Genomic DNA, 26828 nt, shown 5'->3' with positions numbered 1-26828 from the left:
GGCCCGGTGCCGAAGGCGTCGCTCGAGACGCTCCGCGCGATCTTCCGCGAGGAGCTCGACGACATGCTGCAGCTCCTCGCGCAGCAGGTCGATCGCGCGTCCGCCGATCCGCGCGGCGCCGCGGACGAGGTGCGTCGCGCGCTCCACACCTTGAAGGGCGCCGCGCGCGCGGCGGGGTACCCCGAGCTCGAGGCGGAGTGCCACGCGCTCGAGTCGCGCGCGGAGAAGCTGCGCGGCGCGGACGCGGAGGAGATCGCGGCCGCGGCGAAGGGCGCGATCGCGGCGCTCACGCGCTTCGTGCCGATCGTGCAGGCCGGCAGCGCGATGCCGAGCGGGCCCGTCTCGATCGCGACCGCGCCGGCGGAGCCCGCGCCCGCGGTCGACACCGTGCGCGTCGACGCGGCCGCGCTCGCGCGGATCCTCGACGCGTCGGAGGAGCTCGTCCTCGACATGTCGCGCGGGCTCGCGCGGACGTCGCAGGCGGTGACGGAGAGCGCGACGGCGGAGCTCCTCCGCGAGCTCGATTTCGTGCGCGGGCTCGCGTCGGCGCTCGAGGCGCGCACGTCGTCGCAGGCGGCGGGCGAGATCCGGCGGCGGCTCGACCGCGCGCTCGGCTCCGCGCGCACGATGGCGGCGGCGGCGGAGACGCGCGGGGCGAGCGAGCGCGTCGCGTGGAAGACGTCCTCCGATCGCGCGAAGCTCGTCGCGGCCGCGGCGCGATCGCTCCGGCAAGAGCGCTTCGAGTCTCTCGCGGTGTCGGCGACGCAGGCGGCCGAGTCCGCGGCCGCGAGCACGGGCGTGAAGCTCGAGATCGTGCGCGAGGGCGACGACGTGCGCTTCGACCGCCGCCTCCGCGAGCCGCTCCGCGAGGTGCTCCTCCACCTCGTCCGCAACGCGGTCGCGCACGGCATCGAGCCTCCGCGCGAGCGGCGCGCGGCGGGCAAACGCGAGCAGGGGCTCCTCTCCGTCCGCGCGGAGGAAGGGGAGGGCGAGCTCCGCGTCATCGTGCGCGACGACGGCCGCGGGATCGACTTCGACGCGGTGGCGGCGAAGGCGAGGGCGCTCGGGATCGAGGGCGATCCCACCGAGCTGCTCTTCGCGGCGGGGCTCTCCACCCGCGCGGAGACCGACGAGCTCGCGGGGCGCGGGGTCGGCCTCGACGTCGTGCGGCAGCGCGTGAGCGATCTCCACGGCCGCGTCGCGGTGGAGTCGGAGCGCGGGAAGGGGACCACCTTCCTCGTCGTGGTCGCGCCGGACATGAGCCTCACGCGCGCCCTCGTCGCGCGCGCGGGTCCGTTCATGGTCGCGGTGCGGCTCTCGTCGGTGGAGCGGATCCTCCGCGTCGCGCGGAGCGAGATCGACGTCGCCGGCGGGCGCGCGCACGTCCTCCACGGCGGCGCGCTCCTCCCGCTCGCGAGCGTCGCGACCGAGCTCGGAGGGGCGGCGAGCGCGCTCCCCGATCGCGATCACCTCATCGCCGTGCTCACCCGCGCGGGCGAGCGGCGCGTCGCGCTCATCGTCGACGAGATCGCGGACGAGCGTGAGGTCGCGGTGCGTCCGCTCGCGGGGCGCTTCCGTCGCGTCGCGTTCGTGAGCGGCTCGACGGTGCTCGCCGACGGCACGCTCGGCTGGATGCTCGACGTGCGGGCGCTCGCGGCGGTGGCGCGCGGCGCGGCGCCGTCCGAGGAGGCCGAGCGCGCGCCGGCGAAGCGGGTCCTCGTCGTCGACGACTCCGCGACGACGCGCGAGCTCGAGCGCGCGCTGCTCCGCGCGAACGGCTTCGACGTCGAGGTCGCCGCCGACGGCGAGCAGGCGTGGCTCGCCCTCACCGCGAGCGCGGCCTCGTTCGACGTGGTCCTCTCCGACGTCGAGATGCCGCGCCTCGACGGCTTCGCGCTCCTCGGCCGCATTCGCTCCACGCCGCGGCTCGCGCGCCTCCCGGTCGTGCTCGTCACCGCGCTCGAGGACCCGGCCGACAAACAGCGCGCCCTCGACATGGGCGCGTCGGCGTATATCGTGAAGAGCGCGTTCGACGAGGAGCAGCTCCTCGACGTGATCGCGCATCTTCTCTGAAGGCAAGGGATGACGATCCGCGTCCTCGTCGTGAACGACTCCTCCACCGCGCGCGCGGCGCTGCGGGTCGCGCTCGAGGACGAGCAGGACATCGAGATCGTCGCCGAGCTGCCGTCGGGCGAGAACGCGGTCGAGACCGCGCTGCGGATCGAGCCGGACGTCGTGCTGATGGACATCGTGATGCCGAACGCCGACGGCTACGAGGTCACGCGCCAGATCCTGCGCACGCGCCGGGTCCCGGTCCTCCTCATCTCCGCGAGCGTCTCGCCGAAGGACGTCGCGGTCGCGATCGAGGCCCTCCGCGCGGGCGCGATCGCGGTGCTCGAGGCGCCGCCGTCGCCGGGCGATCCGGCGTACGACGTGAAGCGGCGCGCGGTCATCCACACGATCCGCAGCGCGGCCGCGCTCCCGCGCACGAAGCTGGGACGGACGCGCGCCTTCGAGTCGCCGGCGTTCGTGGCGGCGCCTCCACAGCGGGCCTTCGCGATCGCGGGGATGGTCGCCTCGCTCGGGGGCCCGCCCGTCGTCGCGGAGATCCTCGACGCGCTCGTGCCCGATCACCCGCCGGTCTTGCTCGTGCAGCACATCGAGCCGTCGTTCGTCGACGGCTTCGTCGTGTGGCTCCGCGGCGCGGTGAAGACGAGGGTGGTGCTCGCGGAGCACGGCGCCGATCCCGAGCGCGGCACGGTGTACGTCGCGCCTTCGGAGCATCACATCGGCGTCGCGCGCGACGGACGGCTCGCGCTCTCGACCCAGCCGCCGATCGGCGGGTTCCGCCCCTCCGGGACGCACCTCCTCTCTACCCTCGCGACGGCGTACGGGCGCCGCGCGCTCGGCGTCATCCTGACGGGGATGGGGCGCGACGGTGCGGAGGGTGCGGTGGAGATGCGGAAGACGGAGGGTTTCATCATCGCGCAGGACGAGGCCTCGTGCGCGGTGGCGGGGATGACCAACGCCGCACGGCAGCGTGGCGCGGTCGATTTGAGCCTCGTGCCGAGCGCGATCGCCGCTCACATCCGGTAGAAGGAGGGGGACATGCTCGCGCTCGTCGCCGAAGACAGCCGCACCCAGGCGTACCAGCTGAAGGCGTTCCTCGAAGCGAACGGCTTCGAGGTCGTCGTCGCGAGCGACGGCGACGAGGCGCTCGCGCGCGCGCGGGAGCGGCGCCCCGACTTCGTCATCAGCGACATCGTGATGCCGAAGCGCGACGGCTACGCGCTGTGCCGCGCGCTGAAGGACGATCCCGCGACGAAGGACGTGCCGGTCATGCTCGTGAGCTCGCTCGGCGAGCCGCTCGACGTCGTCCGCGCGCTCGCGGCCGGCGCCGACAACTTCGTGACGAAGCCGTACGAGCAGGAGCAGCTCCTCCGCCGCGTGCGCCGCACGCTCGGCCGCGGGACCGCGGCGAAGACCTCGCACGTCTCGGTCGCGGACGAGTCCTTCGACATCGCGTCGAGCCGCGAGCAGATCCTCGACGTGCTCGTGTCGGCGCTCGAGGACATGAACGTGCGGAAGGGAGAGATCGAGGCGTCGCGCGCGGAGCTCTCGGTCGCGACGACGCGGCGCGACGACGTGCTCCACGTCGTCTCGCACGAGCTCCGCGGCCCGCTCGGCGTGCTCGTGATGGCGGCGGACGTGTTCTCGGCGGACGCGAAGACGGGGGCGACGCCGGCGAAGCAGCAGGTCTTCGCCGAGCGCGTCGTGCGGCAGGCCCATCGCATGCTCAACATCGTGGACGACCTCCTCGACGTCTCGCGCATCGACGCGGGCGAGCTCCGGGTGGAGCCGACCGACGCCGATCTCGTCGTCGTCGTCCGCGACGCGATCGAGCGCATCAAGCCTTCGGTGAAGAAGCACACGATCGAGCTCTCGGCCCCGGCGGCGATCCACGTGCGCATCGACGTCGACCGCATCGAGCAGGTCATCGCGAACCTCCTCACCAACGCGATCAAGTACGCGCCGGGCGGCGGCCCCATCGTCGTCGACGTCCGCACCGACGCGGACGCGGCCGTCGTCGCGGTCACGGATCGAGGCATCGGCATCCCCGCCGACGCGATCCCGCGCGTGTTCGAGCGCTACTTCCGCGCGCCGGGCTCGGAGAAGGCGGCGAAGGGGATCGGCCTCGGCCTCTACGTGACGAAGCGCCTCGTCGAGGCGCACGGCGGCAAGGTGTGGATCGCGAGCGAGGTCGGCGAGGGCAGCACCTTCTCGTTCACGGTCCCGCTGGCGCAGCCTTGAAGGTGTGGCATCCTTCGGGGATGAGGTCGCGCCTCGCTGCGCTCGCGTTCGCCGTCGCCGCCGTCGTCTCCGTGTCTCCCGTCGACGCGAAGGACGAGACGTACAAGACGCGCGGCACCGTGCAGTCCTTCGGCAAGGACCGGCGGTACGTCAACATCGCGCACGAAGACATCCCCGGCTACATGATGGCGATGACGATGTCGTTCGACCCACGCACGCCGGCGCAGCTCGACGGGCTGGCGGCGGGCGACAAGGTCCGCGTCACGTTCACGGTGAGCGGCGACAAGCGCTGGATCGACGCGATCGCGAAGGACTAGCTCTCGGTCAGCCGAGCTTCTTCGCGCCCTTCGGGATCGGGAGGCCCGAGGTCACGGTGAGCGTGGCCTTCGGCGCGACCTCGGCGACGATCGGCGCGAGGAGGTGCGTCTTGACGAAGTGGACGCCCGGGCACCCGGAGTACGCGCCCCCGAGGTGGAGGTGGACCTCGGACGGGCTGTCGGCGACGACGTAGAGGTCGGCGTGGTCGATCGAGATGAGCGGCAGCGCGGTGTCGACGAGCACGCCTTCGAGCGTCTTGGTCATTCCGGGACGATGCTACCTCAAATGGAGGCGCGCCGCGGAGGTTGCATTCGACGGTTGGTCTCGATATGAGTCGCGCCGTGTTGGTGCTCTGTCCGGTCTCGTTCGCGAGGCGCGGCCAGGGCTGAAAAGGGAACCCGGCGAACATCCGGGGCTGCCCCGCAGCGGTAATCGAGAACGACCTCCACGAAGCGCACTGGGCCTCGGCCTGGGAAGCGGTGGACAGTAGGAACCGGCGTCAGCGCCGAGCGCTCGTAAGCCCGAAGACCTGCCAGCGCCCGCCGTGGAGAGACAGCCGCGCCGGTTCGACCTGGGAGCCTCGAGGGAGGCGGGTAGGGTCTATCGGCGGGCTTATCGGGTTCGTCGTGGACGCGCCTTCTCCTCTCGATGCTCTCGCTCCTCGCGGGAGTGGTGGCGATGGCTTGGAAGATGACCTCGACGATGATGGTGGCCGCGGCGATCGCGGCGCTGGTGGCGTGCGACGACGACGACACGGGGGCGGCGGCGCCGCCGGGCGTCGATGCGGGCACGAGCGACGCTCCGACGAAAGGCGACGACGACGACGACGACGATGACGACAGCGACGCGGGGGCCGACGCCGGCAAGAAGCCGCGCGAGGCGCCGGTGTTCCTCGCCGCGGACGAGTACGAGGACCTGATCGCGATCGATCCGGCGTTCCCGTTCGGCGTGACGCAGGTGCACCCCGCGGACTCGAACATCGTGGGCAGTCATTGGGGCTCGCACGGTGGCCCGATGGTGACGACGGGCGCGTACGGCGCGCCGAGCGACGGCCCGAAGGTGATCCGCTGGACGGTCGGCGGCGGCGCGACGGCGGACGCGCAGAAGACAGAGGTCCCGTTCGTGAAGGCGTCGGATCTCCCGTCGCCCTTCTTTTACGGCGCGGACGGGATGGTCGACACGCCGTTCGGCGGGCTCCTCTCGTACACGGGGGCGCCGCCGACCTTCGCCGGCGAGGCGCTGCTCTACGACGCCGACTACACCACCGTGACGTCGCGCGCGAAGACGAACGGCTTCTACTCCGGCGTCGGTCTTCGCGGCGCGAAGGGCGATCTCGTCGTCTACAGCGGCCTCTCGGAGCTCTCGACGGCGGCGAGCGTCGTCACCGACAACGGTCTCTACGCGGCGCCGCTGTGCAACGGCGCGCTCGCCGGCGCGGCGCCGTGCGCGGAGCCGCACAAGCTGTTCGCCTGGGCGGGGAGCTCGGGCCCGGTCGTGACCGACGCGCACGGCAACGTCTTCGTCGCGGCGTCGCTGAGCGACGGCGACACGTCCGACGAGGTCTACGCGCTCACGACGGCGCAGGCGTTCGGCGGCGCCGCGGTCGCGAAGGTCGTCGTCGCCGCGGCCGACACGCTCGGCACCGCGTCGCTCGCGGCGATCGCGCCCGAGGACGGCGCGCCCGGCTACGTGGTCGGCCTCGGCTACGCGCCGGACGCCCCGGTCCACGCGTCCCCCTACGTCGAGAGCGCTACTGCGCTCGCGAAGGGCACCGCCGCGCCGCTCGCGAACGCGATCGAGCGCGCCGACGGCGTGGACTCGCTCTACGTCTTCACCGACGACGAAGGCGACCTCTGGCTCGCCGTCACGAAGGGTACCGAGGGCACGTTCATCGAGCTGCGACGGAGGCCCTGAGCGGCGCCCGTGTTCAGAGGCGCCGCGTCGAGCACCGGCCGCATCGCGTGGCCGATCGCGACGATCGCGTCGAGCTCGCCCTTGTCGAGCCACACCCCGCCGCTCCCGCCGCAGCGATCGATCTCGACGTCGTGGCCGTCGAACGCCACGTCCTGCGCCTGCATGACGACGTCTTCGCAGCGCGGACAGCGGATCGGGCTCGCCGACTCCTTCACCGCGCCGCCCGTCTCCGGGTGATCCCACGACGACGGATCCGCCGCGATCCCCGCCGCCGCGAACAGCTTCCCCGAATCGAAGAACGCCCCCTCGCACGCGCCGCACACGTCGATCGCGGCTTCGCCCATCGTCGTCTCGCCCATCGCCCGCTTGTCGCGCGGACAACGGAGCGAGTGCCTGCGCGCCGAGCGCGCCTTCGTCCCCGACATGATCCCACACGCTAACACGGCCCCACGCCGCCGGATCCTCGGGCGGCGCGCAGCGTTCGCTAATGCATTTGCAACTTGATTGCTAAATGGTAGAAGCCATGCCCCATGGCATCGCAACGCCTCCCTGTCACCGTGCTCTCCGGATTCCTGGGCGCCGGCAAGACGACGCTCCTGAACCACGTCCTCCGGAATCGGGAGGGGATGCGCGTCGCCGTCATCGTCAACGACATGAGCGAGATCAACATCGACGCGCAGCTCCTGAAGAGCGGCGGCGGCGCGCTCCGCCGGGTCGAGGAGAAGCTCGTTGAAATGCAAAATGGATGCATTTGCTGCACCCTGCGCGAGGACCTCCTCGTCGAGGTCGCCAGGCTCGCGAAGGAGGGCCGCTTCGACTACCTCCTCATCGAGTCGACCGGCATCTCCGAGCCGCTGCCGGTGGCGGAGACCTTCACGTTCGAGGACGAGGCGTCGAAGGCCAACCTCTCGGACGTCGCGCGCCTCGACACGATGGTCACCGTCGTCGACGCGAAGTCGTTCCTCGACGACTGGCAGAGCGAAGACGATCTCCGCGCGCGGAAGGCGGCGCTGAGCGACGACGACGAGCGATCGGTCGCGGACCTCCTCGTCGAGCAGGTCGAGTTCGCGAACGTCCTCGTCATCAACAAGATCGACCTCGTGAGCAGCGACGACGTCGCGCGCCTCGAGGCGATGCTCCGCCACTTGAACCCCGAAGCGACCATCGTCGTGACGGAGCGCGGACGGATCTCGCCGCGCGCGATCCTGGACACGGGGCTCTTCGACTTCGAGAAGGCGGCGCAGGCGCCGGGCTGGATGAAGGAGGTGCGCGGCGAGCACGTCCCGGAGACGGAGGAGTACGGGATCTCGAGCTTCGTCTACCGCGCGCGCCGCCCGTTCCATCCCCAGCGCTTCTGGGACTTCCTCCACTCGGGATGGCAAGGCGTCGTCCGCTCGAAGGGGTTCTTCTGGCTCTCGACGCGCATGGACCTCGCGGGGAGCTGGTCGCAGGCAGGCGGCTCGGCCTCGGCGGAGCCCGCCGGCATGTGGTTCGCCGCGCTGCCGAAGAGCGAGTGGCCGGACGATCCCGAGAACGGGCGCGTGATCGAGGCGGCCTGGGAGGAGCCGTGGGGCGACCGGCGCCAGGAGCTCGTCTTCATCGGCGCGGACATGGATCGAGCCACGCTCCTCGAGGGCCTCTCCCAGTGCCTGCTCACCGACGAGGAGATGCGGAGAGGACCGAAGGCGTGGGCGACGTTTCCGGATCCCTTCCCGACGTGGGCTCGAGGCGCAGAGTGAGCGGCGACTTCAACGCGGCAGGCGCCACGAGGCGAGGTTCCCCGAGACGTCGGTGGTGACGACGGCCTCTCGCTCCGGGTGCCACGCGAGCGTCGCCGGGGTGTCGTCGAGGAAGGAGAAGGCGATCGGCTCGGTCGATCTGCGCGGCTCCCAGACGATGATCCCCATGTCTTGTCCCGCGGACGCGAGCAGGGCCTTGCGCGAATGAAAGGTGAGCGCGCTCACCTGGCCCTCGTGCGCGGCGAGCTGGATCGGCCGCGTTCCTTCGGGGCCCTTGCCGGAGAACTCCCAGATGCAGATCGTCGCGTCGCCGCCGGTGGCGAGCATCGACGCCCTCGCGTCCCACGCGAGCGCCTTCGGTTTGAAGGGGTAGCCCGTCATCTCCGAGTCTCGGCCGGTGTCGAGGCGCCAGAAGTGGACCGAGCAGTCCTGGCTCCCGCAGGCGATGACTCGCTCGTCGGGGCTCCAAGCGAGCGAGATGAGCGAGCCCTTGAAGGGGAGATGGCGGGGGTTCGCGCCGCTCTGGATCGACCACAGGTACGCGCCGCCGTAGCAGCTCGTCGCGAGCTCGGCGCGCTTCCGTCCCCACTGCAGGGCGGTGACGGTGCTGGCGTGGGGCTGTGTCTCGAGCAAGGGCGAGCCGTCGTCGTGCCAGATCCGGACGAACTTCCCGGACGCCGCGGCAAGGAGCTTGCCGTCGTGGCTCCACGCGATGTGCTCGACCCAACCGGAGCCGACGCCGGGGAGCTCGTGGAGGACGTCTCCAGTGGGCGAGACGATGCGCGCCGTCCCGTCCTGACCCGAGGAGGCGATCGCGCGTGGACCGAAGCTCACCGAGAGGACGCCGCCCGGATGCACGCTCCGGCGCCACGTCTCCTTGCCCGTCGCCGCGTCGAAGAGCGCGAGCTCGCCTCCGCCCGTCCCCACGAGCAGCCGATCACCCGTGGGCGAGAAGGCCACCGCCGTCGGGTAGTCGTCGAGCGCGACGCGGTACCCGAGCTCGAGCTCGCGCGGCGCCGATGTTCGACTCAGGCCAGGCATGCGCGGAAACCTCGCTCGAGCAGCTCGCGATCGAGCTTGCGTCCGATGAACACGAGCTCGTTGACGCGGGGCTTGCTCCCCCACGGCGTGTCGGCGCGGCCGTCGACGAGCATGTGGACGCCCTGGAACACGTAGCGATGGTCCTGCCCCTTCACGTTCAGGATCCCCTTCATGCGGAAGATGTCGGTGCCTCGCTCGCGAAGGAGGGCGCTGAGCCAGGTATTCAATTTGGTCTCGTCCACCGCGCCCTCGTGCCGGATACCGACGGACGAGACGGTGTCGTCGTGCGTGTGGCCGGCCGCGAAGTCCTTCGCGCTCACCGGCGCGAGCTCCCCCTTCGGGCCGCGGACGACGAGCGAGAACTCCTCCGGGAGGTGCTCGGTGAAGAGCGCGTACGTCCCCGCCTTCGGGACCCGGAGGGCGAACGTCTTCCGCCCCTTGGCCTCGAGGTCCAGCTCCCAGCGCGTGGCCCCCGGAGCGAGCTCGCCCTTCAGTGAGCACGTCGTCGCCGGCTCCGACCACACGCGCACGGCGTCGTCCAAGACCGCCTTCGGGAGCTCGGCGGCCGCCTCCGCGGCGACCGGAGACACGACGAGGGACATGCTCGGATCGGGGCCGTCGGCGAGCGCGATCTCGTAGGCGCCTTCTTCGAGGGCGAAGGTGCCGGCCCACTCGAACGGATACTCGGGCTCCAGGAACGACGGCTTCTTCTCGAGCGCGCGAGCCAGATCGAAGCCGCCGACGTCGAGCACCGTCTCGATCGGCACCGCGGCGTCGACCGCGCGATGGACCTTCGCCAGCGCGTTCATCGATTGGATGCGGCTCTGCAGGGCGTCGAGCTCGGCGGGCGTCGCGAGGTCCGTCTTGTTCAAGACGATGACGTCGCCGAACGCGATCTGCTCCTTGCACTCGTCCGAGTCTTCGATGTGGAGCGCGACGTGCTTCGCGTCGACCATCGTCACGATGCCGTCGAGCTCGAACATGTCGCGCATCTCGTCGTCGACGAAGAAGGTCTGCGCCACCGGCCCCGGGTCCGCCATCCCCGTCGTCTCCACGAGGATGTGATCGAACTTGTCTCGGCGCTTCATCAAGTTGCCGAGGATCCGGATCAGGTCGCCGCGCACGGTGCAGCAGATGCACCCGTTGTTCATCTCGAAGATCTCTTCGTCGGCGTTGATGACGAGCGCCTGATCGATCCCGATCTCGCCGAACTCGTTCTCGATGACCGCGATGCGCTTGCCGTGGTTCTCGCTGAGGATCCGGTTGAGGAGGGTGGTCTTCCCCGAGCCGAGGAAGCCGGTGAGGACGGTGACGGGGATCTTTCCTTCGGACATGGCGAGGTTCTCCGCTTCGAGCTGCGCCGCGCAACTACGGAGCCATATATCCAGGCCACCAGCGTTGTTGCAACAGCAATTTTATTGTATTAATACGCGTGCGGCGACGACGAGCCCCGCGGTCACGCCGAGCGATCCCGAGACGCGCGCGATCCACACCGGCAAGCCCTCGCTTCGTGAGCCCACCCAGCGCAGGGAGACGGCGAGGAGCGTCGTGATCACGAGCATCCCGACGATCGTGCCGACACCGAAGAGCGCGAGGTAGAGCATCGCCCCCCGCGTGTCCTGAATGGTCGCGAGCGCGACGAGCGTGAGCGCCGCCGAGCCCGCGAGGCCGTGCACGATGCCGATGAGCAGCGGCCTCAGCGGGGAGACGAGGAGGCGCTCTCCGAGCCGCGGCGCGTCGGGCGCGGACGCCAGGCGTGACGTCCGCAGGGCGACTACGCCGAGGACGACCAGCATCGTCGCCACGAGCAGATCCATCGCGTTCGTGGTGCGATCGGGGACGTGGACGCCCCCGATCAACATGAGCGATCCGACGACGAGCACGGTGATGGTGTGGCCGATGCCCCACCACGCGCCGGTCAGGATGGCGCGTCGGAGACGAGGATCGCGCGTCACGATGGTCCCCATCGCGACGACGTGATCGGGATCCGTCGCGTGGCGCAGCCCGAGCACGAGCCCGAGGACCAAGGTCGACGCTGGGCTCATCGCGCGGTGGGCGGATCGTCGTGCCGGTGCGGCTCTCCGCGGAGCATGCCCGCCGCGCCGCGCTCGACGTCGTCGTAGGTGACCGCCTCGATCGCCTTGTGGATCTTGAACTGCCGCCGGCCGCCGGCGTCGCCCATCACCGCGATGACCGTCTCGAGCGGTGGGCAGCCCGGCTCCGTACAACGGAGCTCCGTCGCCATCACCACCGCCTCTTCGGGGAGCGACAAGGCTTGCGTCGTCCACTCCTTGACGCGTCGGATCTGGGCCCCCCTCTCCGGTGACGAACGAGTACGGTCGAACATCTTCGGATCGCTATCGCGGTCGCCTGATAATTGCAACTTAATTGCTAATTGTTCGGCGGCGTCACGGGGTGAAGTTGTTCTTGATCGCGCACTCACCGACCTCGTTGAGGTGACCGCCGGACGTCGCCGTGTACGCGAGGTACCCCGCGAAGCTGTTCGGGGTCGAGAAGGTCGTGCCGTTCGGGTCGAAGGTGAGCTGCCCCGCCGCCGACGTGTAGTCGGAGACGAGGCTCCGCGCCGGGAGGACCTCGCCGTTCTTCGTCGTGAAGCCTGTCACGTCGACGGCGGCGAGATCCTCGATCGTGACGTCGCCGGCCGGCGCGTCCGGGGTGCCGTAGGTCGACGCTCGGACGGCGATCGGGTCGAAGTGCAGCTCGGTCCCCTCGACGTTGAGCTTGCTCCAGAACAGATGATCGGTGTGGAACGTGATCTGGGCGACGGTCACCTTATCGGCGGCGGCCTGGACGCCGCGCGGGTACTCACCGCTCGGGAGCTGGTTGAGGTCGGTGTTCGAGCAGTTGATGAAGGAGGCCGGGTTCTTGAAGCCGAGCTTGAACCGCACCTCCTTCGGCGTCTTCTCGAAGACGGAGCCGGCCTCCGGGGTCGGTCCCTTGTAGGTGGCGATGCCCTGGTAGAGCATCGCCCAGCCGTTCGTCTTCGCCTCTTCGTAGAGGGCGGCGCTCTCGTCGTCGAAGTTGACGGCCTTGGCCGCCGCCGTCGCGGCGACGAGGTCGTAGCTGAAGGCGTAGCGCTGCGCGGGGTCGAAGGGCGCGCCGCTCGCCTGCGCGTCGATGGTCGCGATCGCGACCGTCTTCTCGTCGGGCGCACCGCTCTTGCCGACGACCTGACCGCCCAGGGTGAGATCGACGGCGAACGGTCCGTCGACCGACGCGACGACGTCGCCCATGACGGTGGGATCCCCCTCGTCCTTGTCGGGGTCGGCGTTGAGGCGGATCTTGTCGACGGTCACGATGATGTGCTTGAAGCGGACCTCCCAGCCGTCGACGAACGACGGCGGATCTCCCTCCGCCAGCGGATCGGCCCCGAAGTCGTACCCGTTCACGCCGAGGTCTTCGCCGCTCACCGTGATCTGAAATCCCCCCTTCGTGCCCGGCGTGACGTCACCTCCGTCGCCTGCGGCGGGCGCCGCCGGAGGGGGCTCGTCGTCGGAGCACGCCCAGAGCGCGCACGACGCCGCCGCCAGCACGAACGCAGATCCCAACAGCTTCGTCTTCCACATGATGACCACTACCTTTCCTTCGGAAGCGGAACCCAACGCACGGCGTAGGTCCCGCTGGACGAGCGCAATCCCTGAAACACGTTCCGCATCACCTGATCGGTCGTGAGCTTCCCGCGCTTGCTCTGGACGAGGATCTTCGTTCCGTCCTCGTCCTCCGGGCTCGCGGCTAGGCTCGTGAAGTCCGCCCCGCGAAACAGCGCGCGGACGTCGACGCGGATCTCGAGCGCGCCGCCTTCCGTGGGGAAGAACGACGCCGGGACGCCGCGCACCTTTCGAATCTCCGTCATCGGCAGGGCGCTGCGCTCGCCTGGCTGCGCGTCGCTCGCCCACGCCTCGTCGAAGATCAGGGTCCCGCGGAACCGGACACGCTCCGCGCCACGCGCGGCTTCCCCTGCGAGATCGACGGAGGGCGCGTCGATGTTCGTCGTCTCGGCGGCGGTCCCGGGCGGCGGCCAGAACCAGATGTCGGCCGTACGGACCTGCTCCTCGGTGATGGTGCCGGTCGCCCCGAAGGGCACGAGCGCCGGCGAGAGCGCGTCGAACGACACTTGTCCGAGGACCTCGCCGACGACCCTTCCCTCGCCGAGGTGAAGATCGTCGGCGCGCGCCTCCGGCAACAGGCGAAGAAGCATCGCCGCCTGCCGGAGCGGCGCGAGGACGTTCACGTAGACGGGACCGATCGTCACGTCCGCCCGGGTGAGCGTGACCTCCCAGCCCTTCGGGTTCGTGAACGTGTAGGGTTCGGCGCTGTCGCGCTCGATCCCGCCGGCGCGTGCCTCGAAGGCGAAGCGCTTACTCCCCGTCGAACCGCATCCGACGTCCCCGATCGAGAGGCCGCTGATCGCCGCCCCGATGGCCGTCGCGAGCGCTCTCCGGCGGAGGTTCATGTGCCCCCCGCGCGGGTTGCGTCGCCGCCGAAGGTGAGCGTGAGCGTTCCGTAGATCGCCCGCGGCTCTCCCGCGACGAAGTGGCGCGACGGGACGAGCGTGGGATAAGGCTGGCTCCGGAAGTCGGACGGGTAGTTGTACTCGGCGATCCTGTAGCGGCGATCGGTGAGGTTCGTGCAGACGACGCCGACGGTGACGTTCCTCCAGCGAACGTTGACGGCGGCGTCGACGGTGAAAATCGTGTCGGACCGCTCTCCGAGTGGGAGCGGACGGGGCGCGACGAACGAGACGCCGGTCCCCGCGCTCCCGTAGAGCTTCGTCCTGGCGATCGCGAAAGGGAGATCGCCGTAGACCGCCCCGTCGCCGCGGAGGACGACCGCCGGCGCGTAGGGGATCAGGAGATGTGTGTCGTCGAACGTGGCCCGGACGAGCGTGGCGCTCGCCGCCAGATCGAACAGGTCCGACGTCGCGCGGGCGTTCCCTGCCCAGCCTGTGCGCGTCGTCCCGTCGGCGAGCGTGTTCCTGCCTTCCGTCTGGTTGAAGAAGAGGTCCTTGTCGACGTGCGTCCGGAAGAACACGGACTTGACCAGGAGATCGACGGAGCCCAGGCTTCGCGCGAACGCGGCGCCTCCCTCGCTGGCGGTCACCTCGGCGAAGGGGGTCTCGAGGTCCTGGTTGACGTACTGCGGATCGAAGCTCCGCGACCCGAGGCCGTGGCTCGCGCTGAACGTGAAGCCTCGAAAGGGGCCGAGGAGGACCGTCGCGCGGGGCTGCGCGATCGAGGCCGACGTCGACGACGTGACGTCGGTCTTTCGAGGTCCGGTGCGATCGACGGTGAAGCAGTCCGTGTCGGCGCTCACGGAGACGAGCGATTCGCGCGTTCGGAGCGCGCATCGGTCCTGCACACGGTAGGCGTAGTGGTCGACGCGCGCGCCGCCGCGGAGGGTGATCCACGAGACGCCGGGCTTGAAGCTCGCGTCCGCGTAGAGGCCGATGTTCGTCAGGCTCGAGTCGAGATCGAGGTCCGTCTTGTAGGGGACGTTGGTGCCGGTGCGATCTCGCTCCTGGATCGCCGCGACGTCGTCGTGCCGCGCGAAGTAGCCGGCCTCGATCTCTTGCGGGAGGCCGAGCCACATCCGGCGAAGCCGCGCGCTCCCTCGTCCACCGAGGCCGAGCCCGTGCGAGCGCTGATCGATGAGGTCGCCGCGCTGGGGGTGAGGCGCCTGCCACGTCTGCTGCGGGTCGGCGACGAAACCCGTGAAGTTCTGCCGCAGGCGAAAGTCGCGGAGGACGAGCCACGCCGACTGTGAGAGCCGCACGTCACCCAGCTTGTCCTCGACGATCGCGGACGCCGCGTGGCGTGACGAGTCTCCTCCCTGCGTGGTGTCGTACGTGCCGAAGAAGGACCTGCGACCCGCGGCGACGTCGTCGGCCCGAAGGACTCCCGCGCTACCGTAGTGCGTGGAGTACGAGGTGAGGAGCACGCGATAGAGGCCGCTCGCGCCGAGCGCCCCTTCGTACCCTCCGACGGCCGTCGCTCGCTCGCTCGCGCGGTTGTCTCCGTACCCGTCGGACTCGAACACCTCGACCGCTCCGAAGGTGTGCGGGCTCGAGCGCCGCGGCCTCCACATCGCGAGGAGCCGCTTCGTCGCGAACGAGCCCGCCGTGGCGCGCAACGTCAGCCCGGGCTGATCGAGCCCGAGCTCGTAGAGCGCCGATCCGGCGACGGCGAAGTTCCCCTGCTGGGGCGCGAACGGTCCCTCGATCACGCGCAGGGAGCGCACCACCTCGGGGATGATGAAGTGCGTGTCCGCGAGGCCGTTGCCGTGCGGGTTGCCGACCTCGTTGAGCGGCGCTCCGTCGACCGTAAATTCGATGTCCTGCCCCTCGCGCGCGTCGAATCCACGAACGAACACCTGATAGGGGTGACCCGTGCCCCCCTCGTTCGTGAGGAAGGTCCCGGGGGCGAGTCGCAGCAGGCTCGCGGCGTCCGACCTCGGCACCAGCGCCAGCTTGCCGACCGGCACCTCGTAGTCGCCCGCGCCGCGGCTCGGGATGTGCGTGCGGCCGAGGACGCGCACCTCTTCGGCGTGGTCTCGGGCGACCTCGCCTCGGATCTCCGGAGTCGGGATCTCGCTCGGAGCGCGAGGCTCGGGCGGGGCAAAGTGGAATGGGATGCGGACGCGCGCGGCGATGGCCTCGCCGTCGCGTCTCGCGGGGTCGAACGTCCACTGACGCATCGCCGAGACCGCGGCATCGTCGAACGCTCTCCCGCCGGGCTCCGCGGTCTCGACCTCGGTCACGTGGCCCTCCGCGTCGACGGTGACGAGGAGAATGACGTCGACGTGTCTCCCTGTTGCCAGCTCCGCCGCCGGGTAGATGGCGTCTCGTCGACGCTGTACGAGCGGCGGAACGACGCCCTGAGCCCCCGGCGGATCTGCCGACGCCGACGGCGCCCATAGGAGGAGAGCGACGGTCGCGGTGAGGCATACCACGGACGAGCGCGCGCGCTCATGAGCTCCGTGGCACACGAGTGACTCCGCCTGTTCGGCGATCGAGCGATGGGGGGAGCGACAAGGAAGCCAAGACACGAGGGGACTACATATGATGCAATAAAATTGCAATAATTATTTGATTGCAAATATTCGTTCTCGCCGTGTCGAGCCGTTCGACTACGCGGAGGGAGCGCTCGAGCGAAGGCGGCTCGCGCACCACGGATCGTCCACGAGTCGGTGGAAGGAGCGGGATTTACGCGTTTGTGCGGGTCTGCTGCGTGGCGCGCGTCTCGCATGACGTCCAGGCACAACGTTCACGGGAGAGAGCTTCATGCGCACTTGCACCATCGTCACGTCGTTCCTCGTCGCGCTCACCGCTGCTACGTCCGTAGCCTGCTCGGCGCCCATCGACGAGGAGGACGGGGCGTCGTCCGACGTCGCGGTGCAAGAGGCGAACGAAGCGGTCGCGCGCGCGGCGCTCCCCGAGGAGGTCCGCGTCGTCGTGCAGAAGGACGCGTCGTCGGAGAAGCTGTGTCTCGTGCACGAGGTGGGGCCGGACGGCGCGCCGGGGAAGCTCAAGGCTTCGCGCTGCACCGTCGGCGGTGCGTCGAAGGTCGGCTCCGAGAAGTGCCTGCTCGGTGGAGACGGCTGCTGGCGCGTCGGGCGCGTGGACGCGTGGCGCGCGGTGCGCGCAGAGGGCAACGACGCGCTCGTCGATCTCATCCACCTCGACGGTGCGCACCTCTCCGCGTTCCCGGGCGACGACGCGCGCGTCTCCGTCACGCGCGAGAAGAAGAGCATCTTCGCCTTCATGAAGGACTACGCCGACGGGACGCTGAAGGACGGGTACCTCACGACCCCGCGCTCCGGATCGAAGACGACGCACACGCCCGCTTCGGAGTGGTGCGTCACGCTCGAGGAGCACGGCGGCGACGCGGTGCTCGGCTTGAAGCAGTACCACTCCGAGGCCGTCCATGGTCCGCGCGACTTCGAGGGCTGCGCGATCATCACGCTCGAGCCTGCGCAGCAGGTCTACGCGCCGCTCCCGGCGGGGATGCGCGAGGGCGACGATTGCTCGCCCGTCGCGCTCGCAGCTCTCGCGCTGGCCGCGGCCGCGCCCGACGGCGCGACGGCGTGCCATCACGGGGGCATGATCTGCCGGGCCGGCCGGTGGGAGGCGCAGACGTGCAGCCAGCACTCGAGCTCGAGTCGCTCCTTCTGCTCGCGCAAGGGCTTCTGCGACGCGAGCTCGACGCTCCCTACCCTCGACGCGCCGTGCTCGAACCCGACGGACGTCGACGCGGTGAGCTGCGCGAAGCCGTTGGTCGGCGACGAGCTCACCTGTCAGGGCGGCTTCTGGCGCGCGCAGAGCTGCGCGTCGTACGCGAGCTCGAGCCGATCCATGTGCGGCTCGAAGGGCCACTGCGACGCGCGCTGAGCGCTCCGTCAGGAGACGCATCGACCGCTCATCGAGCACGGCGCGGGGGACGTCGCGGCGCCGGCGGAGGATGTCGCGCGCTCTCCACGCGCTCCTTGAGGACGCCGAGCATCTCGGGGTGTACGTCGGCGAGGTAACGCTCGACGCTCGGTAGATCGACGCTCGTCTCGACGACGATGCGCGCCATGTCTCCCAGGTGCCGCGGCTGGTTCGAGTAGAGATACATGAGCACGAGGTGCTCGAGGGTGGCGGTGGGCCTCGACGATCTCCATGCCTCCTCGTCGGAGCTTAGCACGTGGTCGTGCGTTCGAGGCTCGAGGCGTGCGGCGCGCGACGGGTGGCGAGGAGCATCGCGGCGGCCGTCCATGCCGCGAGCGCGAGGAGCGAGGTCGTCGCGTCGTCCTTCGGCTCACGGAAGTGAAAGCGCGGTCGCTCGTCGAGAGAGGTGAGGCTCAGGCGCTGGCCGCGAAGCGTCTTGTCGTCGAAGAAGCCCGCGAGCTCCGCCTGGAACGCGTCGACTTGCTCGCGGAAGCTGTCCGTTCGCTCGCGACTCGCGCCGGAGAGGTCGGCGAGCACGCGGTCGGCGAGCACCACCGGCGACGCGAGCGAGAACGTCCGGACGAGGGCGCGCTGGCGGGAGAGCGCCTGGAAGTAGCGCGCCTCGACGGGGGCGCGCGCCGCCGCCACCTGCTTCGCGACCGCGACCTGACGCGCGAAGAAGTCGTCCTTCCGCGGGCCGCCGTCCGGCGCGAGCTCGGGGTGGTCCTCGTAGTAGCGCGCGAGGAGCGAGCTCCCTTGCTGGGACGCGAGCCGCGTCGCCTCGCGCACCGCGGACGTGCGCTCGATGCGCGACGGCGTCGGGGCGTACCGATCCACCGTCGCCGCGAGCGCCGTCGGCGCGAAGACGACGAACGCGATCCACGTCCCGATCGTCGCGAGGCCGTTCGCCGTCGACGTCGCGAACCAGGACGACAGCGCGAGCGTCACGGCGATCCAGAACACCGCGTAGAGGACGAGCGCGGTCGCGGCGACCGCGAGCGCTCGCGCGTCCACGCCGCTCGTGATCGCGACGGAGGCCGCCAGCGTCACGAGCGCGAGGAGGACGACCGGCCCCGCGCGGCACACGCAGCGGAGCACGAAGAGGCGTCCCACGCGCCCGCCCTCGACGAGCAGGAGGCGGAGCGTGCCCGTCTCGCGCTCGCGCGCGACGACGTCGAAGCAGAGGAGCACGATCGTCAGCGGGAAGAGCACGACGAAGAGGAGCGCGAGATCGAAGCGACCGACGCTCTCGATCCGCGCGTTCACGACGTCGCGCTCCCCCGCGTCGAGCGCGCCGGCGCGCGTCGTGACGAGGACCGCGCGCGGGGCCACGTCGACGCCGCGAAGGACACCGAGCGGCCGCTCGGGCAACATCGCGTAGGTCCCGGCCCGCCCCCGACCGACGGCGCCCGGGCTCGCCGGATCGGCCCACGCCTCGCCGGCTCCTCCCGTCCTCGACGTCATCTCGGCTCGCAACGACGCGATGCGCGCGGCCTCCTCGCGCGCGAGGTCGGCCTGGAGCTCCCCGTCGCGACGGTGGCTCGCGACGCTCGTCGCGAGGGCGACCGCGCAGGCGACGGCGAAGACGGCGTAGGCGGCGATCGCGGCGCGATCGCGCCGGACGAGGAGCCACTCGCGGAGGAGCGCCTTCACGACGTCACCGCCGCGCGGCTCCTCGAGAGCGCGAACATGGCGACGACGAGCGCGAGCGCCGTCCATCCGGCGAGCACGCCGAGCGCGGACCAGCTCCTCTTCGTCGCGAACGAGACGTCGGGCGGCGTGTAGCCGAACGCCGGGACCGTCGCCCAGACCTCCTCGTTCGCGACGAGCCCGAAGCCCGCTCCCGCGCCGTGCTCGGCGACGTAGAGGTTCATTCGCTCGACGAGCTCGCGTCGATGCCCCTCCGCCGCGTCCGCGAAGTGCTCCACGTGCGCGCGGTCGGTCCCAGCGAGGGCCGTCGACCACCGCTCGAGCGCGAGCGCCGGCGCGATCGCGCTCAGGCCGTCGAGCCACGCGTCCTCCGCCGCCGCCCGCGCGCGGAGCCGGTCTCGATGACGATCGAAGATCGGATAGGCGTGCTCCTCGCCCGCCTGGAGCGCCAAGCCGGCGAAGTCGACCGGGAGCTCGCGCTCGCTCGTCACGCCGTACTTCGCGAGCGTCCGCGCGCGCAGCTCGTCGAGCCGCCGCGCGTCGCCCTCCCGATCGAGCTCTCGCGAGAGCTCGGCGCGCACGGCGGCCGCCGGAGGCATCGGCGCCGCCGCGACGGCGACCGACGTGGCGAGACGAGGAGCGAGGAGGACCTCGATCGCCCACACGAGGAAGAGCGCGACGAACGCGCCGCGCGCGGTGCGCGCCGCGAGCGATACGGAGAGCCCGATGAAAAGCGCGATGAAGCCGTAAAGCGCGTATCCGACGAACAGCCACGCCGCGCGCGCGCCGAGGGGCGCGCCGCCTCCCTCGAGCGCCGTCACGGCGGCGACGAGGAGCAGGAACGCGACGACGACGACACCGAGCGCGAGCGCCTTGCCGGCGAAGAGCGTGCGGAGCGACGCGCCCTGCGCGACGAGGAGCTTCAGCGTCCCGCGCTCCCGCTCGCCCGCGAACGCGGAGGCGGTGAGGAGGAAGACGACGAGCGGGAGGAGCGTCCGCAGGAGCGACGCCGCCGACGGCCTGCCGAGCCGCGACAGGCTCGACGCGTCTTCGCTCGGCGCGTCCCGCAGGTCGTTGGCCTTGTGCGCCTCGAGGTAGACCGACGTCCCTTCGAACGGGTGCATCCCCGGCTCGAACAGCGCGAGGCTCGAGAGCGGCCGGAAGGCGTAGACCCCGAAGTGCGCCGCGGAGTGGGGGTTCTTCGCGCCCTGCGTCAGCCATTGCCGCTGCGACTCCTCTTGCGCCGCGCTGCGCGTCCGCTCGTGCTCGCGCTGCATCGTCCGCCCCGACACGAACGCGGCGGCGAGGAGGACGAGCAAGCACCCGACCGTCGCCATGAACGTCCGATCGCGGACGACGCTCCGCCACTCGTGACGCGCGACCGTAGAGGGGCTCATCGCGCCGGCCTCATCGCATCCGCTCCAGGTAGAGCTTCTCGAGCTCGCCCGCGCCGACGTCCCGGCTCGGGAGGCGCTCGATGAGCCGCCCGTCCTTCATGATCCCGATCTCGTCCGCGAGCTCGTGCGCGCGGAACAGGTCGTGCGTGGCCATCAGGATCGCGGCGCCGCCGTCGGCGAGCTCGCGGAGGAGCGCGCAGAACTCGTTCGCCGCCTTCGGATCGAGCCCCGAGAGCGGCTCGTCGAGCAGGAGCGCCCGCGCGCCCTTGGCGAGCGCGATCGCGAGGCCGACCTTCTGGCACATGCCCTTCGAGTACGTCGCGGCGCGGCGTTGCTGGGCGTCGCCGTCGAGCCCCACGCGACGGAGCGCAGCGGCGAGCTCGGAGGCGCTGCGCTCCGTCTCCGTCCCGGCGCGATGGAAGTAGGTCAGGTTCTCGAGGCCGGTCAGGTGCGGATAGAGCGCGAGGCGGTCCGGCACGTAGGCGGAGGCGCGACGCGCGCGGACGGGATCGGCGGCGACGTCGTGGCCGGCGATCTCGGCCACGCCGGCGGTCGGCGTCAGGAGCCCGAGCAGGAGATGGACCGTCGTGGTCTTCCCGGCCCCGTTCGCGCCGAGCAACGCCAGGATGCGACCGCCGGCGACGTCGAGCGAGACGTCCTCGAGCGCGTGCACGGCGCCGTATCTCTTCGAGAGCCCGCGCGCGACGATCACCTGCATGGGCCGGCATCCCTAGCACGTGGTCTGGTAAATGCAATCAAATTGCATTTGTTGTGACGCGCGCGATCGCCGGCGCGATGTTTCGGAGCCACGGCGTGACCCGACACAGCCACAGTGCTCCTCGGCCGGGACCGCGCGCGATGCCGTAGGGCTCCGTCGTCACCGTGGCGACGCGATCGGTCCAGCTGCGCAAGAGGGCGTCGAGCTCCCCGCGGCCCACGCCCCAGGGCATCGGCGGCACCTTGTAGTGCTTGGTCTTGCCGAACCCCTTGCGCGATTTCTTCGAGAACCACCGCGGGATCGTGTCGAACATCAGCGTGACGCCGGGGAATCGCTCGACGATCGCCACGAAGAGCCGCTTCACCTCGGCCTCCTCGAAGTACATGAGGAGCCCTTGCGCGGTCACGAAGACGCCTCGCGCGCCGTCGACCTCGTCGAGCCACGAGAGGTCGAGCGCGCTCTTCGCGACGTGACGGCAGCGATCCGTCGCCGGCAGGAAGCGCTCGCGCACGGCGAGGGCCTCCGGGACGTCGACGCAGAGCCACCGCACGCGGCCGTCGTCGCAGCGTTGGAACTGCGTCTCGAGGCCGGCGGCGAGCTCGACGACGGTCCCGCCCGGGTGCGCCGCCATCCACGGGCGCACCGCGTCGTCGAAGATCCGCGAGCGCATCGGGTGCGAGCCGTCGGGCTTCCCGAAGTTGCGCTCGAAGTCGTACGTGATCGACTCGTAGACGCGCACGCAGTCCGGATCCCGCAAGAACCCGTCCGGTCGTCGCGCCTCCGAGGCGCGGTTGTGAAGCGTGAAGAGCATGGTCTCCGGGACACCGGTGAGATTGACGGTCTCCTTCGTGGTCATGACGTTTCTCCTGTGGGAAGCCTCCCGGCGCCCACGTGCCATTCCTTGACTCGCTCCTGCGCCGCCCACATCGCGCCGTAGCGGCCTCCGGCGCGGAGGAGCTCCGCGTGTCGCCCTTCCTGTACGACGCGGCCGTCCTCCAGCACGAGGATGCGATCGGCGCCGGCGATCGTGGACAGGCGGTGGGCGATGACGATGACGGTCTTGTCGCGCACCAACGCGTCGATCGCGCGCTGCACGGAGCGCTCGCCCTCGGTGTCGAGCGCAGCGGTGGGCTCGTCGAGGATCACGATCGGCGCGTTCTTCAGGAGGGTGCGCGCGACCGAGATGCGCTGTCGCTCTCCGCCCGAGAGCCGACCGCCGACGTCGCCGAGGCGCGTGTCCCAGCCCTCGGGGAGCCGCTCGATCACCTCGAGACACTGCGCCGCGCGCGCGGCGGCTTCGACGTCGGCGTCGCTCGCGTCGGGTCGCGCCATGCGGATGTTGGCGCGCACCGTGTCGTCGAAGAGGTAGACGTCCTGGAACACCACCGAGATCAGCACGTCGAGCTTCTCGGTCGGGATCGCGCGAACGTCGACGCCGCCGATCGTGACCGCTCCGCGCTGCGGGTCGGCGTGACGCAGGAGCAGGCGCGTGAGCGTGCTCTTCCCCGCGCCCGACGGTCCGACCAGCGCCGTCACGCTCCGCGCCGGCAGCGCGGCGTCGAGCGCGTGGAGCACCGGCAGGTCCGCGCCCGCGTACTGGAAGGTGACGCCCGCGAAGCGCACGTCGAAGCGCTCGGGCACCTGCGCCGGCTCGCGCACCGGCAGCGGTGGGATCGCGAGCAGCGCCTCGACGCGATCGAGCGCGACCTCGATGAGAGCGACGATCGCCGTGTAGTTGACGAAGTTGGAGAGCGGCCCCGCGAAGCGGACCACGATGACCATGACCGCGGCGAGCACCGCGACGTCCAGCGTGCCGCGCGCGACCCAGGTCACGCCGGCCGCCACGACGGCGAGGAGGCCGAGCTCGACGACGCTGGAGACGACGACCGACGGTCGCGTGCTCCTTCGATGCATCTGCGTCTGGATCTGCTGCAGGTGCGCGAAGCCTCGCTGCAGCGTCGCGGCCCTCTCCCCGTCGCACCTCGCCGCGCGGAGGACGGGCAGGCCCTGCGTGTACTCGACGACGTCTCCGTTGATGCGCTCGTGCGCGCTCGCCACCTCGCGCATGACGCGGTCGAACGCAGGACGGCGCCACTGATAGAGCGGCAGGATGGCAGGGAACGACACGAGGAGGAGCAGACCGAGCCGTACGTCGAAGGCGAGGGTCGCGAGCCCCGCGCAGAGCGGCACGCAGAGCGCGTCGAGGATCATCCCCGCGATGATCAGGACGTAGAGGATCTGCTCGTCGACGTTGCCGAGCAGCGCCGCGTTGAGCTCGCCGGAGCGCTTGTCTTGGAGCTTCTCGAGCGGCATGCGCCGGAGCTGTTCGCCGAGCCGCGTCCGCAGGTGGTGCGTCGCGAGGACACCCTCGCCGTCGTAGTCGAACCCCTCCGCGCGCCAGCGAAAGAACATCGCCGCCAGCGTGAGCGCGCTCATCACGGCGAGCCAGAGCACCGCCCTGTCGCGGTCGCGCGCCGTCGAGACCGCGGAGAAGAACGGGAGCACACACGCGAGCGCGAGACCCCGGAGCGTGGCCGCGACGAGGAGACCGAGGAGGCTCGCTCGCAACGCCGGCGCGCTCGCCCCGACGCTCCGGAGCAGGCGACGGTACGTGATCCGCCACGGCGTGATCGCGCTCGTGTCCGTCGCCGGGGCGCTCATCGCGCCTCCCGGGCGCCGCCGAGCGCCCAGCGCTGCGCCTCGAGGTAGCTCGACCACAGACGACCGTAGACGCCGTCCGCCGCGGCGAGCGCGTCGTGCCGCCCCGTCTCGACGAGGCGGCCCCGGTCGAACACGAGGATCTGATCGGCGTCTCGGATCGTCGACAGGCGATGCGCGATCATGATGACGGTCTTGCCGCGCATGAGCGCGGAGAGCGCCTCGACGAGGGCGGCCTCGTTCTCGGGATCGGCGAACGCGGTCGCCTCGTCGAGCACGAGGATCGGCCGCTCTTGCAGGATGGCGCGCGCGATGGTGATGCGCTGGCGCTGACCGCCCGAGAGGAACACGCCGCGCTCTCCGGCCTGCGTGTCGTAGCCCTTCGGGAGCGCGACGATGAAGTCGTGCGCTTGCGCGGCCTTCGCGGCGGCGATGACGGCCTCCATCGAGGCGTCGGGGGTGCCGAGTCGAACGTTGTCGGCGAGCGTCCCCGAGAAGAGGAAGGTGTCTTGAAAGACGAACGCCACCTGCTGCATGAGCGCGTCGGCCGTCAGCTCGCGCACGTCGGCGCCGCCGACGAGCACGCGTCCGGCGGAGACGTCCCAGAAGCGGGGGATGAGCCTCGCCACCGTGCTCTTGCCGGCCCCCGAAGGGCCGACGAGGGCGGTCACCGTACCGGGCGCCGCGTTGAAGCTGATCCCCGTGAGCGCCTCCGTCGCTCCTTCGTCGTAGCGGAAGGTGACGCCCTCGAAGCGGACGCTCGCGTCCACCGGCCTTCGAGCGGCGGGCGTCGACGAGAGCGCGGGCAGATCGAGGATCTGATGGATGCGCGCCACGCTCAACTTGGTCGTCTCGACCAGGTGGTTGAGCGTCATCATCGGCAGCATGGCCTCGGCCATCCCGGTGCCGACGAGCAGGATCCCGAACCACGTCGAGAAGCTCAGCGACTCGCGCCATAGCAAGACGGCCCCGAGCCAGAGCAGCACGACCAGCGTCGGCAGCGGGCTCAACACCGACATGGAGAAGCGCCCCGAGAAGCTGGAGCTCCGGTACCAGCGAACGACGACGTCGCGGTAGCTCTCGAGCGCGCGCTGGTAGCGCCCGTACGTGACAGCCCCGGTGTCGAACGTGCGCACGACGGGCATCGCTTGGACGAACTCCACCACCGCCGCGCTGACGCGCTCGCGCGCTTCGTTGTAGAGCCGCCCCATCTCCTTCGCGTCGCGCATCATCGAGCCGGCGACGCCGAAGCCGAGGACGAGGACGAACGTCGCGGTGAGCGCCATGCGCCAGTCGAGCCAGAGGAGCACGCCGAACGTGGCGAGCGGCATCGCGAAGGCACGCGCGTAGAGCGGCGTGCTGTCGGCGACGAAGACGTGCAGCGCCTTGACGTCGTCGTGCATGACCTTGGCGAGCGCGCTCGCGCCGATGCGCTGCACCTCGCCGAGCGACACCCTTCCGAGGTGCTGGCTGATCCGCGTCCGCAGGATCGTCTCGAGCTCGAAGGCGGCGTAGTGGGACTGATCGAACGACGTGATCCGCAGGACGTACGCGAGGGCGGTGCAGAGGAACGCCCCCGCCATGGGGCCGACGGGCCAGCGTGCGCCGGGACCGAGCGCCTCCACCGACCTCACCAGAAAGCCGAGCGCCCCGAGCGTCGCGAGCGAGCTGAGGATCGACAGGCCCATCGCGAAGCGGATCTGGCCCTGGACCGGACGCATGATCGCCCACGCCCCCGGGAGCTTCGCCGGCTTGGCGTGGAGCGACGACGATCCCGCCGTCTCTCCTTCGTCCAGGTCGATGCCGGCGCTGCGCACGGTTCTACTCTGGCAAATTGAAAACGATTTTCAATTACAAAAGCAATGACCTGGTCGGGTGCGGTCGAGCGGAGCCGCCTGGGAGCTCTTCGCCGGCAACGCAGGCGAGCACACCGGCGAGCGCCGGATCGGCCTGACCTTCGACAAGAGCTGAGCCCGACGGCCTACGTACAGTTGTCGCAGCGGCCCTTGAGCTGGACTTCCACCTTCTTCGTGGTGACCGACTTCGGCGCCTTCGTCGCTCCCTCGAGCCGAATGGACATCCCCGGCAAACACGACACCTCCCCGCAGTCGACGCAGACGAAGTGCGGATGCTCCTCGGTGTGCTTCACGCCGCCGACGCCGTTCCTCAGCTCGAAGCGCCACACGTGATCGCCGAGGTCGGTGCGCGAGAGGAACTTCGCCTCGGCGAGGTCCATCAGCACCCGGTAGATGGTCGCCCGATCGAAGCCGCGATCGTCGAGCGCCTCGAAGATCTCGGCGTGGCTGTTCTGACCGCCGTGCGCGTGGAAGTACTCGAGGACCGCGATGCGCGGCGTCGTGCTCCGAAGCCCCACGCCACGAAGGAGCTCCTGGAGCTCCTTCACACTCGGAGTCGCCGCCTTGCGCGAATCGTGGCTCGTACGACGCATGAGGCAAGCCTACACTAAAGCATCAACGTTGCAATAGTAGACGATCTGTGTGGCGGCGCAGCGGCCAGTCAAATGCAATATGATTGCGAATGCGTTGCGGCTCTGCTCTAGTCGTTCGCCATGGGCAGCCATCATCACGGAAGCTCGTGCTCGTGCCCTCACCATCGGCCGGCGCCGTCCGCGCGGA

General features: G+C 70.5%; 24 protein-coding genes and 1 riboswitch. Of the genes, 7 read left to right on the top strand and 17 right to left on the bottom strand.

Features of this window, described 5'->3' with window-relative positions:
* The first annotated feature begins 6 nt into the window (after positions 1-6).
* From KF837_06755 to KF837_06740, 4 genes are read left to right on the top strand one after another with little or no spacing between them, the layout of a single operon-like run.
* Positions 7-2073: a response regulator gene (locus KF837_06755; protein MBX3226993.1), complete on the top strand. Its 2067-nt coding sequence runs from the start codon at positions 7-9 to the stop codon at positions 2071-2073.
* Between the two features lie 9 nt (positions 2074-2082).
* Positions 2083-3096 carry a chemotaxis protein CheB gene (locus KF837_06750; GenBank protein MBX3226992.1) on the top strand — a complete coding sequence of 338 codons (1014 nt, stop codon included), beginning with the start codon at positions 2083-2085 and terminating at the stop codon, positions 3094-3096.
* Positions 3097-3108: 12 nt separating this feature from the next.
* Complete coding sequence (locus tag KF837_06745) at positions 3109-4311, top strand: hybrid sensor histidine kinase/response regulator (GenBank protein ID MBX3226991.1); 1203 nt, start codon at positions 3109-3111, stop codon at positions 4309-4311.
* A 20-nt stretch (positions 4312-4331) separates the two neighbouring features.
* Positions 4332-4628, top strand: coding sequence for a copper-binding protein (locus KF837_06740; GenBank protein MBX3226990.1), 297 nt, complete (start codon positions 4332-4334; stop codon positions 4626-4628).
* A gap of 7 nt (positions 4629-4635) precedes the next feature.
* Here KF837_06740 and KF837_06735 read toward each other — a convergent pair whose 3' ends face one another.
* A complete protein-coding gene (locus KF837_06735; protein MBX3226989.1) occupies positions 4636-4893 on the bottom strand; it encodes a NifU family protein in 258 nt (85 codons plus the stop codon).
* Between the two features lie 64 nt (positions 4894-4957).
* A riboswitch (cobalamin riboswitch) is annotated at positions 4958-5181 on the top strand.
* A gap of 126 nt (positions 5182-5307) precedes the next feature.
* Here KF837_06735 and KF837_06730 point away from each other — a divergent pair.
* Positions 5308-6543: a hypothetical protein gene (locus KF837_06730; protein MBX3226988.1), complete on the top strand. Its 1236-nt coding sequence runs from the start codon at positions 5308-5310 to the stop codon at positions 6541-6543.
* On the opposite strand, the gene KF837_06725 is transcribed toward KF837_06730, so the two are convergent.
* Positions 6453-6968 carry a zf-TFIIB domain-containing protein gene (locus tag KF837_06725; protein ID MBX3226987.1) on the bottom strand — a complete coding sequence of 172 codons (516 nt, stop codon included), beginning with the start codon at positions 6966-6968 and terminating at the stop codon, positions 6453-6455. The genes KF837_06730 and KF837_06725 overlap by 91 nt on opposite strands.
* 105 nt (positions 6969-7073) lie before the next feature.
* On the opposite strand from KF837_06725, the gene zigA reads away from it, so the two are divergent.
* Positions 7074-8282 (top strand): zinc metallochaperone GTPase ZigA, encoded by a 1209-nt coding sequence (gene zigA / locus KF837_06720; GenBank protein MBX3226986.1) that lies wholly within the window; start codon positions 7074-7076, stop codon positions 8280-8282.
* Between the two features lie 9 nt (positions 8283-8291).
* Here zigA and KF837_06715 read toward each other — a convergent pair whose 3' ends face one another.
* The 7 genes from KF837_06715 to KF837_06685 all read right to left on the bottom strand — a co-directional run bounded on the left by KF837_06715 (position 8292) and on the right by KF837_06685 (position 16292).
* On the bottom strand, positions 8292-9323 hold the full coding sequence (locus KF837_06715; protein ID MBX3226985.1) for a PQQ-binding-like beta-propeller repeat protein: 1032 nt from the start codon (positions 9321-9323) through the stop codon (positions 8292-8294).
* The gene (locus KF837_06710) at positions 9311-10657 is read right to left on the bottom strand and encodes a GTP-binding protein (GenBank protein MBX3226984.1); all 1347 of its coding nucleotides are present in this window, start codon (positions 10655-10657) and stop codon (positions 9311-9313) included. Before KF837_06710 ends, KF837_06715 begins: the two co-directional genes overlap by 13 nt.
* A gap of 81 nt (positions 10658-10738) precedes the next feature.
* Positions 10739-11368 (bottom strand): high-affinity nickel-transport family protein, encoded by a 630-nt coding sequence (locus KF837_06705; protein ID MBX3226983.1) that lies wholly within the window; start codon positions 11366-11368, stop codon positions 10739-10741.
* A complete protein-coding gene (locus KF837_06700; protein MBX3226982.1) occupies positions 11365-11595 on the bottom strand; it encodes a hypothetical protein in 231 nt (76 codons plus the stop codon). The genes KF837_06705 and KF837_06700 overlap by 4 nt, the downstream gene beginning before the upstream one ends.
* 136 nt (positions 11596-11731) lie before the next feature.
* Positions 11732-12910 carry a hypothetical protein gene (locus tag KF837_06695; GenBank protein MBX3226981.1) on the bottom strand — a complete coding sequence of 393 codons (1179 nt, stop codon included), beginning with the start codon at positions 12908-12910 and terminating at the stop codon, positions 11732-11734.
* Between the two features lie 8 nt (positions 12911-12918).
* Positions 12919-13797 (bottom strand): hypothetical protein, encoded by an 879-nt coding sequence (locus KF837_06690; protein ID MBX3226980.1) that lies wholly within the window; start codon positions 13795-13797, stop codon positions 12919-12921.
* Positions 13794-16292, bottom strand: a complete 2499-nt coding sequence (locus KF837_06685) for a TonB family protein (protein ID MBX3226979.1) — start codon at positions 16290-16292, stop codon at positions 13794-13796. Before KF837_06685 ends, KF837_06690 begins: the two co-directional genes overlap by 4 nt.
* Before the next feature lie 331 nt (positions 16293-16623).
* Between KF837_06685 and KF837_06680 the strand changes: the two genes are divergently transcribed.
* Positions 16624-17730, top strand: a complete 1107-nt coding sequence (locus KF837_06680) for a hypothetical protein (protein MBX3226978.1) — start codon at positions 16624-16626, stop codon at positions 17728-17730.
* 28 nt (positions 17731-17758) lie between these two features.
* Here the strand turns inward: KF837_06680 and KF837_06675 are convergent, their stop codons facing one another.
* The 8 genes from KF837_06675 to KF837_06640 all read right to left on the bottom strand — a co-directional run bounded on the left by KF837_06675 (position 17759) and on the right by KF837_06640 (position 26641).
* Positions 17759-18025 carry a hypothetical protein gene (locus tag KF837_06675; protein MBX3226977.1) on the bottom strand — a complete coding sequence of 89 codons (267 nt, stop codon included), beginning with the start codon at positions 18023-18025 and terminating at the stop codon, positions 17759-17761.
* Entirely contained in the window at positions 18019-19422 is a 1404-nt protein-coding gene (locus KF837_06670) for an ABC transporter permease subunit (GenBank protein ID MBX3226976.1), read from the bottom strand. The genes KF837_06675 and KF837_06670 overlap by 7 nt, the downstream gene beginning before the upstream one ends.
* Positions 19419-20816, bottom strand: a complete 1398-nt coding sequence (locus tag KF837_06665) for a DUF3526 domain-containing protein (GenBank protein ID MBX3226975.1) — start codon at positions 20814-20816, stop codon at positions 19419-19421. The genes KF837_06670 and KF837_06665 overlap by 4 nt, the downstream gene beginning before the upstream one ends.
* Positions 20817-20826: 10 nt before the next feature.
* Positions 20827-21534, bottom strand: a complete 708-nt coding sequence (locus tag KF837_06660) for an ABC transporter ATP-binding protein (protein MBX3226974.1) — start codon at positions 21532-21534, stop codon at positions 20827-20829.
* Between the two features lie 37 nt (positions 21535-21571).
* Positions 21572-22390: a class I SAM-dependent methyltransferase gene (locus KF837_06655; GenBank protein ID MBX3226973.1), complete on the bottom strand. Its 819-nt coding sequence runs from the start codon at positions 22388-22390 to the stop codon at positions 21572-21574.
* Complete coding sequence (locus tag KF837_06650) at positions 22387-24195, bottom strand: ABC transporter ATP-binding protein (protein MBX3226972.1); 1809 nt, start codon at positions 24193-24195, stop codon at positions 22387-22389. The genes KF837_06655 and KF837_06650 overlap by 4 nt, the downstream gene beginning before the upstream one ends.
* Positions 24192-25913 carry an ABC transporter ATP-binding protein gene (locus KF837_06645; protein MBX3226971.1) on the bottom strand — a complete coding sequence of 574 codons (1722 nt, stop codon included), beginning with the start codon at positions 25911-25913 and terminating at the stop codon, positions 24192-24194. The genes KF837_06650 and KF837_06645 overlap by 4 nt, the downstream gene beginning before the upstream one ends.
* A gap of 260 nt (positions 25914-26173) precedes the next feature.
* Positions 26174-26641, bottom strand: coding sequence for a transcriptional repressor (locus tag KF837_06640; GenBank protein ID MBX3226970.1), 468 nt, complete (start codon positions 26639-26641; stop codon positions 26174-26176).
* Positions 26642-26828: the final 187 nt, after the last annotated feature.

Origin of the sequence: Labilithrix sp. (assembly GCA_019637155.1) — a bacterium.
In the GTDB taxonomy this organism is placed as follows: Bacteria; Myxococcota_A; Polyangia; order Polyangiales; family Polyangiaceae; genus Labilithrix.
Note: the sequence above shows the minus strand (reverse complement) of the source record. Positions and strands in the feature narration are given on the sequence as shown.